Source organism: Nocardia nepalensis (assembly GCF_048910785.1).
In the GTDB taxonomy this organism is placed as follows: Bacteria; Actinomycetota; Actinomycetes; order Mycobacteriales; family Mycobacteriaceae; genus Nocardia; species Nocardia nepalensis.
This window is the reverse complement of the sequence record NZ_JBKBET010000010.1, coordinates 22,158-29,072: the sequence shown is the minus strand read 5'-3', so window position 1 is coordinate 29,072 and position 6,915 is coordinate 22,158. Positions and strand designations below refer to the sequence as shown.

7 protein-coding genes are annotated in these 6,915 nt (G+C 65.0%); 5 read left to right on the top strand and 2 right to left on the bottom strand.

Annotated features, from left to right (window positions below):
* Positions 1–67: 67 nt before the first annotated feature.
* Both istB and istA read right to left on the bottom strand, forming a co-directional pair.
* The gene (gene istB / locus ACHQ4I_RS09045; RefSeq protein ID WP_420771240.1) at positions 68–862 is read right to left on the bottom strand and encodes an IS21-like element helper ATPase IstB; all 795 of its coding nucleotides are present in this window, start codon (positions 860–862) and stop codon (positions 68–70) included.
* Positions 862–2,103, bottom strand: coding sequence for an IS21 family transposase (gene istA, locus ACHQ4I_RS09040; RefSeq protein ID WP_420771243.1), 1,242 nt, complete (start codon positions 2,101–2,103; stop codon positions 862–864). The genes istB and istA overlap by 1 nt, the downstream gene beginning before the upstream one ends.
* A gap of 143 nt (positions 2,104–2,246) precedes the next feature.
* Between istA and ACHQ4I_RS09035 the strand changes: the two genes are divergently transcribed.
* The 5 genes from ACHQ4I_RS09035 (at position 2,247) to ACHQ4I_RS09015 (ending at position 6,886) form a co-directional block, all read left to right on the top strand.
* Positions 2,247–2,495, top strand: a complete 249-nt coding sequence (locus ACHQ4I_RS09035) for a hypothetical protein (protein WP_420771239.1) — start codon at positions 2,247–2,249, stop codon at positions 2,493–2,495.
* 74 nt (positions 2,496–2,569) lie between these two features.
* Positions 2,570–3,520, top strand: coding sequence for a hypothetical protein (locus ACHQ4I_RS09030; RefSeq protein WP_420771238.1), 951 nt, complete (start codon positions 2,570–2,572; stop codon positions 3,518–3,520).
* 42 nt (positions 3,521–3,562) lie between these two features.
* Positions 3,563–4,483: a hypothetical protein gene (locus ACHQ4I_RS09025; RefSeq protein WP_420771237.1), complete on the top strand. Its 921-nt coding sequence runs from the start codon at positions 3,563–3,565 to the stop codon at positions 4,481–4,483.
* A gap of 211 nt (positions 4,484–4,694) precedes the next feature.
* Positions 4,695–5,567 carry a hypothetical protein gene (locus ACHQ4I_RS09020; protein ID WP_420771236.1) on the top strand — a complete coding sequence of 291 codons (873 nt, stop codon included), beginning with the start codon at positions 4,695–4,697 and terminating at the stop codon, positions 5,565–5,567.
* Positions 5,564–6,886, top strand: a complete 1,323-nt coding sequence (locus tag ACHQ4I_RS09015; RefSeq protein WP_420771235.1) for a hypothetical protein — start codon at positions 5,564–5,566, stop codon at positions 6,884–6,886. Before ACHQ4I_RS09020 ends, ACHQ4I_RS09015 begins: the two co-directional genes overlap by 4 nt.
* Positions 6,887–6,915 lie beyond the last annotated feature (29 nt).

Sequence of the window (6,915 nt, the reverse complement as noted above, 5' to 3'; positions counted from 1 at the left end):
TGTCAACTCCGGTTGAATCGTGACCCGGTCGTTCCGGTTGAATCCGGACCCACCCCTGCTGGTTTGGTTAGTCGTTGGTCTTGGCCGCTGGGACGCGGCCGAGGTCTCGGTCTTTGAGTCGGTAGCTGTCTCCCTTCATTGAGATGACTTCGGCGTGGTGGACGAGGCGGTCGATCATTGCGGCGGCGACGACGTCGTCGCCGAAGACCTCGCCCCAGCGGCCGAAGGGTTTGTTGCTGGTGACGATCAGCGAAGCTCGTTCGTAACGGGACGAGACGAGCTGGAAGAACAGGTTCGCGGCCTCGGATTCGAACGGGATATAGCCCACTTCGTCAACGATGATCAGCGGAATCCGGCCGAGCTTGATCAGCTCTGCCTGCAGTTTTCCGGCGTGATGAGACTCGGCCAGCCGGGAGACCCACTCGGCAGCGGTGGCGAACGCGACGCGGTGACCTGCTTGGCAGGCGCGGATCCCGAGCCCGATCGACAGATGCGTTTTGCCGGTGCCAGGTGGACCGAGGAAGACGACATTCTCCTTGGCGGTAATGAAATCCAAGGTCCCGAGGTGGGTGATGGTGTCGCGTTTGAGCGAACGCTGATGGTCGAAATCGAACTCCTCCAACGATTTTCGCGACGGAAATCGAGCACTGCGGATGCGTCCTTCACCGCCGTGGGATTCGCGGGCGGAAACTTCTCGTTGCAGGCAGGCGGCCAGGAACTCTTCGTGGCTCCAGTTTTCCGAGCGGGCGCGTTCGGCCAGTCGCTCAACCGCGCTGCCGAGTGTCGGTGCCTTGAGTGCTCTTGCGAGATAAGCGATTTCGGAGGTTACGTTGCGTGAACCATTGGCGGTCTTGGTGGCCATCAGGCGATTTCCTCGCTGCTGCTCGCCTCGTCGAGGTCGAACATGCGGTCATAGTCGGACAGGTTTCGATGCTCGACATCGGTGTCGATCGCGGGAACCGCGACCAGGCGCCGGGATCGGCGCAGATCTGCGGCTGCGGCCGCATGATCGGGATCGGTGATGGATTGGTGATCGGCCCAACACCGTTGATGGCGAGCAAGTTCGGCGCCGGCCAGGGTGATCACCACCTCGGTCAGGTCGGCGCGGACTTCCACTCGCCGGCCGATCGCGACCGGATGAACGGAGTAGTCGTTGGAGTCCAACCGGACGTAATGATCGCGAGGCAGCCTGGTCGTGAGCCTCCATCCGACCACCGGATCCACCGGCGGCAGCTCGAGCATCGAGCGCCGGTCGGCATCCCAGCGATCAACCGGGCGACACTCCAACCGCCGATGGTGACGGTGGTTGGCCTTGACCAACCATTCACCCAGCTGGGTGTTGAAATCAGCCGGGCTGGTGAACACACGGCCGGGCAGGAACGAGGTCTCCAGATATCCGTTCGCTCGCTCGACCAGCCCCTTGGCCTCCGGATCGCCTGGCCGGCACTGAATCACCTTGATGCCCAACGTTCCCCGGAACGCGTTCATCGTCTCGGTCAGCTGCGGTTTGCCGCCGCGCCATTGCCCGACCGCGGACTCGTTGTCCCAGACCAGAGCTCGCGGAACACGCCCCCAATCCGAGATCAACGCCCAATGCCCGGCCAGCAGATCAGGGCTTTGCCGGGTCGGGATCATCGTCGCCGCCATGACCCGCGAATAGCCGCTGACCATCACCAACACCGGCGGACGACCGACATGGCCGAACCCCAACGGAACATCGACCGGCGGAAACCACAAATCGCACTGAGCAAGCTCGCCGGGCTGATACTCAGTGCGCGAGGCCGGGTCCACCGGCTTGAACAACGGCCGCAGCTGCTGCACTCGCTCGAAGAACACCGTCTTGCCGCGTTGCCAGCCAACACGTTCCATGATCACCGTCGTCGGCATATCCGGGAACTCGGCGAGCACCGCCCGAATCTGCGGCTCGAACTCATCGACCGCCGACCCCTTCGGCTTGCGCTGATACCGCGGCGGCTCATGGGAACCGAGCGCCTTCTTCACCGTGTTCTTCGAAACCTTCATCCGACGAGCGATCGCGCGAATCGCCATCCCCTCAGCGCGATGCAACCGTCGGATCTCCGCCCAGTCCTCCACGTTCAGCACCTCATGATCGTTCACAGGGTGGGTCAGCATTCACCCGGAATCAGAGGGTCAGTCTTCAGGCGGAAGCGACAGACGACGAGCTGCGGTTGGAAGTACTGACCGGTTCAGGGCTTTCGCTGAGTCACGCGCACGCGGCCGGGCACATGCCGCCGTCACCGAATCAACTGATCGCCCTCGCCGCGACCGCGCTGAACACCACGCCAGTCGACGGTGCCCCGGGCGAGGCACAGCACATCGAGCCGGGCTCCGAGCGTGGAAACGGCGTGCGGATCGGCACGGCGATCGAGGTCGCAGGCATCAGCGCCGACATGACCGGCGACACGGCCGACGCCATCATCGACCCGCGCCAGCCCCCGTTGCCGGGCAACGCAGAGCACAGCTTCGAGCTCTAACAGATAAGGAGACATTCCATGCGCACACGAAACATACTGCAGAACAGCATAATTCGCAGACTGAGGGTGCGGCGATGACGTGGCCGTCGCGTCCGTGGGAGGTACTGGCGCCATGGCAGACGCGATTGCTCGAGCAGGTCCAAAACCTGTCGGTGGACCACGAGCGTGTCCTGCATCGCGGCTACCCAACCTACAACCTCGCGCACGGCAACGATGAAGTGCAGATGACGAGATGGCGCGCCTATCTGCGGGAACTCGACGCCGAACGCGGTGAGGTCGAAATTCGTGCCCTCGCCAGTGGTGTCCCGAAACCACTGATCGACCACGCGCACGAACTCGGTGATCGCGGCATCCGATGGAACGAGCGCCAACCACCGCCACCGGAACCCTCCCGCGGTGGGGAGGCCGTGCGGGAGAGGATGATCGAGGACATCGCGGCGGATGTGTGGCAGCTCGAACACATGGCCGCGGTCACCGCCGCGCGCCGTGAACGCCGCATCGCCCAGGGAATTCACTCCGAGGATCACCCGGTCGCGGCAAGCCAACTTCAAACCAACATGACCGCGCTGTGGGTGCGTGCCGCCGACACCAGCCACGCCGCCGACCTCACCGACATCGAACGCGCACAGCTGTGGGGACGCGACGCGCAGGGTTGGCGAACGCTCGTCGAGGCGACTGTGAACACCTACGCCGACCCAGCGCTGGAGCAGCGATGGCGCGCCCAGGCGTGGCCGGGGATCGAACACGACGCCCAACGCAATATGCAACCCCTCGGCAGCGGTGAACCGGACCGCCCGGTGGACGCGCAGCAGTTACCACCGTTGCCGCAGTTGATGATTCACCACGCCAGCCAGGCACTGCGGTCGGGTGGCGCGGAGTCGGCGGAGCTGGCGGATGTGGGTGGCGGTGCGGCGATTGGGGTGGCCTTTCCCGACGGAGTCATCCGCAGCTGGGGCGCTGAACCAGTCGGCGACGCCGAGTTCCCCGCACCCGGTCCGGCATCCGGTCTGGAACCGGAAACGTGACCCGATGCCGCGAACTAGACGCTACAGCAGGAGTTTTCGATCGTGACCGACCCTGAGCTGACACCACACCAACGTGAAGTCGCGCACTGGCAGGCCGAGTTGCTGCGCCGAATCCAGCATCTGGAACATGAACACAGCCGTATCTCACAGCAGGGCTACGAGGGCTACGACGGCACCGACCCGCAGCTGGAATGGACGATGCACCTCGATGCGCTGGCCGCCGAACGCGAAGCCCTCGAACGGCAAGCTCTGCAGGCCGGGGTGGAGTCGGCCTGGATCGAGGATGTGCGCGAACTCGGATCCCGGACCGCGGTGGCCCCGCAGCGGGCGGAGTTGCCGAGCGCATCGAGTGAGGTCCAACAGTTCTGGTTCGACATGATGGCCCCGGATTTGTGGGCTCTGGAGCGGATGGCGTATCTGGCCGCCGCTTACCAGGACCGCGTCGCCACCGGCAGAGTGACATTCGAGATCTCCCCGACCCAGGCCCGCCATTTCGAGCGCAACATGCGCGTGCACCACAAACGGGCGACCGCGCTCGCGCACATGGCGCAGGTCAGCACGGCTGAGGGCCAGCAGCTGTGGGGAATCAACAGGGCGGGATGGTTGAGGCTGCACACCTCCTATATCGGTGCGCAGACCGAGGACGGATTGCGCACCGAGCTGCGCAAGTACATGAGCGCGGACCCTGGGTTGGCTGTGCCGCCGTATGTCGCGGTCGATGCTGATGGTGAACCGATTCCGCGCGCTGAAAGCCTGCCACCGGCACCGGAGCAGATGATCGCCGAGGCCTATACGGCGATTCGCACGCAGTTCGTCGAAGACGCCCTCGCTCCCGACGTGGCGATGACCGCCGCGATCGAGCTGGCACTGCCACCTGCAGTGGTCGGGGAGTGGAGCAGCGAATCCAGCCCCACCACGGGCATCTCACCAGACCCGCATAAGCAGGCCGGTCCCGAACCATAACCATCGACACCGCAACACCTGTGCGCTCTGACCGTAGGTGCTGATCGCGGCGCGCACAGCGACAGCGGTTCACAACAGCAACAAGGGTCTTCTCGCTGACCGTAGGTGCCGGTCGCGGTGAAGGCAGCCACACATATCGCCGGGGACATCAGAAACAGCCGCACACGACGCGCGTTGGTCGTTGCGGTCCCTTCGACAGAAGTCGAGGACGATGTCCGATAACACATTTCACGAAAATCCCGAAACACCCACCACGACAGGTTCACCACCGAACGCAGGCGAGGCTGCCACCGTTGGTGAATCCGCGTCGAACCTCTCGACTCACCCCGAGCTGGACACCTCACCCACGCAGGTCGAGAACCTGGCGCTGCGGCTGTTCTATGCTCCCGAGCGAATCGGCCAGATTCGCGCTGCCGGTGTCGGATCCTCGGTGGCGGACGACGAGGCCGACGCACAATATACCCGCCGCTTGCGGGAGGTGCAAAACCTCGCCGCGGCAACGACACTGGTCGCCGACGCCGCCGCGCGTCAACACGGTCACGACGGCTCGGAACCCGAGCTGCAAGCTCTGACCGAAGCGTTGGGGCAGGCGCGCCGCGACGCCTTGCGCGACGGGGTCGCCGAGGACGATGTCATGGCGGCGGAGCTGGCAGGCACCGAAGGGGTGCCGTGGGCGGTGCAGCCCTCGCACCGCTGGTTGGGCAGGATCGAACAGCTCAGCGCCAACGCCCAGTTCTTTTCGCAACGGGCATTGGAAAACGGGCAGCTCGTCATGCAACAGCGCATGCAGGCCATCGACCAGAACACCAAGATCCTCGGACTCGAGTATCAGCTCAAAACCATCCAAGCAAAACTTCGAGACCCGTTGGGGGACAACGCTGTCTCCAATACCGACTCGGGCCCAGACATGGATATCCCTACCGGCGCCGAATCGGTGCAACATCCACCAGCCGAGACCGGCAGCGATATCGGCGAAGCCATCGATGCGACACTGCGCGACCTCGACAGCGGGCAATGGGCTACCGAAGCGGCACGTCCCCCCGAGCATCCTTCGGCGACGGCGGGACGGGAGCCGGAGCTATGAAGTGGCTGAAACAGCCACGCGGCTACCAAGACCCGCGCTACTACACCGACGCCGCCACCGATACCGAAGCGAATCTGCGGGCGGCCTACGCACAGCGCTACAACCTCGCCTTGATCGCCAACCACGGCGAAAGCCCGGAAAGTATCGCAGAGCTTCACGGATACATCGCCGAGCTCGACAAGACGTGGGGCGCCCACGAATCGGCGGAGTGCCGAAAGCTGTGGCACGAATCCAAGGCCGCGACCGATGTCTGGCACGCCCGCCCGGAAACGGCTCGGCGGCACTTCGCGCGCATCGCAGCCTCCCGGGAGTCCGGGGATCTAGTGGTCGACGAGAAGGACTGGCGCACACTGCGTCAGGCGTGCGAGATCACCGGACACGCCGACGGCCAGCCCTACGGTTCGGTCCAAGACGGGGCGGGCTGGCGCTCACCAGGCCCTCGACTGCGGTCGATGACCAACACCGCCGATCTCGAAGCGCAGCCAACGGGGCGACCGCCGACCGACGTGGCGTCAGAGACCACCACAGAGGCGGCGCGTTCGAACCTGAGCCTGGTGGATCGGGCGCTGGGTGCCACGCCCGGTGCACGGCAGTTCAGCATGGCCGAGGTGGAGGCCGTCCTCGCCGACACCGATGCCGCGTTGAACTGGGAAGAGGTCCACACCTCACTGGTGCCGGCGGTGATCAGGGATGCCCAGATCACCTTCGACTACACCGATATCGCCGACCGGCACGCCGAGCAAGCGGCGATGTTGCGGGAGGTGCAGAACCTCGCCGCTGAGCACACACGCCTGGTCGATCACTGGGACGGCCCGCGCGAAGAGGATCAAGCCCGCATCGAACGCTTGGAACTGCTGCGCGACGGCCTGGGACAAGCCCGGATCGACGCGCTCGAATCCGGGCTGGACCAGGCCGATGTCGATGCCGCCTACCACGCCGGCCTGGAGGGCTCCCGATGGAGCGAACAACCCGCCCACCCACATTTGGGCCACATCGAACTGTTAACCGCCGAACGCGACCATGCCCACGCCGAAGCACAAAGCCTGCGCGAGACAGTCAACGATCTGCGCCGCCAACTCGAGCACCCCGCAGCCGCGCCCACCGGTACCGAAACCGAAGCCGCACCAACACTCTCGACGCCCGAAACCGTGAACTCCACGATCGGCGCCGACGGCGGCGGTGGCGCGATCGGCAAGGCCATCGACGCCGCCATCACCGACGACGCGGGCACCGACTGGGACCTCGACGACACCAGCGCACCCATCGAACCGGTCCATAGCAGTGCCCGCATCGAGGCGGGTCAAGAGGCGACCGGGTGAACATGCCTGGCCCACAAGGTAATTCCCAA